This is a genomic window from Streptomyces sp. NPDC101166, from assembly GCF_044768125.1.
In the GTDB taxonomy this organism is placed as follows: Bacteria; Actinomycetota; Actinomycetes; order Streptomycetales; family Streptomycetaceae; genus Streptomyces.
This window is the reverse complement of the sequence record NZ_JBIWPF010000191.1, coordinates 1-1,233: the sequence shown is the minus strand read 5'-3', so window position 1 is coordinate 1,233 and position 1,233 is coordinate 1. Positions and strand designations below refer to the sequence as shown.

Annotated in this window: 1 protein-coding gene; it reads left to right on the top strand. The window is 68.7% G+C overall.

The genetic code is table 11. From position 1 onward, the window contains the following. Positions 1-1,164 (top strand): acetoacetate--CoA ligase (locus tag ACIRS4_RS37625; RefSeq protein ID WP_404204686.1); only part of this gene is annotated, 1,164 nt, incomplete at its 5' end. Between the last annotated feature and the right edge of the window lie 69 nt (positions 1,165-1,233).

Below are 1,233 nucleotides of genomic sequence, written 5' to 3'. Positions count from 1 at the left end.
TGGGTGCTGTACTCGTCCGGCACCACCGGCAAGCCCAAGGGCATCGTGCACGGACACGGCGGCGTGCTGCTGGAGCACCTGAAAGCCGTTGCCCTGCAATCCGATATCGGGCCCGACGACACGTTCTTCTGGTACACCAGCCCCAGCTGGATGATGTGGAACTTCCAGGTCGCCGGACTGCTGGTCGGCGCCACCATCGTCTGTTACGACGGCAGCCCCGCCGCGCCCACCCCGGACGCGCTGTGGCGGCTGGCCGCCCGCACCCGCGCCACCGTCCTCGGCACCAGCCCCGGCTACGTGCTGGCCTGCGCCAAGGCCGGATCTGTGCCCCGCACCGACCACGACCTGTCCGCGCTGCGGCTGGTCGGCATCACCGGCTCGTCGCTGCCGCCGTCGTCCTCACTGTGGCTGCGCGACAATGTCGGCGAGCGGGTGCCGGTGGCCTCGATCAGCGGCGGCACCGACGTGGTGTCGGCGTTCATCGGCGGCGTCCGCACCGTGCCGGTGTGGCCGGGTGAACTGTCGGCCCCGTATCTGGGTGTGGCCCTGGACGCCTGGGACGAACAGGGCAATCCGGTTCGGGACGAGGTCGGTGAGCTGGTCATCACCAAGCCGATGCCGTCCATGCCGGTGTCGTTCTGGAACGACGCCGACGGCTCCCGCTACCGTGACGCCTACTTCGAGATGTTCCCCGGCGTCTGGCGGCACGGCGACTGGATCACCATCACCGGCCACGGCAGCATCGTCGTGCACGGGCGCTCGGATTCCACCCTGAATCGGCAGGGCATCCGGATGGGCAGCGCCGACATCTACCAGGCGGTGGAACGTATTCCGGAGATCGCCGAGGCGCTGGTCATCGGTGCCGAACAGCCCGACGGCGGCTATTGGATGCCATTGTTCGTGGTGCTCACCCCCGGCGTCGAATTGACCGACGAATTGCGCGGCCGGATCAATGCGACCATTCGCGCCGAGGTGTCCCCGCGGCATGTCCCCGACGAAATCATCGCCGCCCCCGGCATTCCGCACACCCGCACCGGCAAGAAGCTGGAAGTGCCGATCAAGAAGCTCTTCCAGGGCGCGGAAGCCGCCACCGTGGTGGCCCCCACCGCGGTCGACGTGCCCGAACTGCTCGATTGGTACGCCGCTCAGAAGCCTCGCGGATAACCGGAAGCCCGCGGATGAGCGGGGTTACTCAGTGTGCACCGGGCAGGCGCCGCCGCCCGGTGCACACCT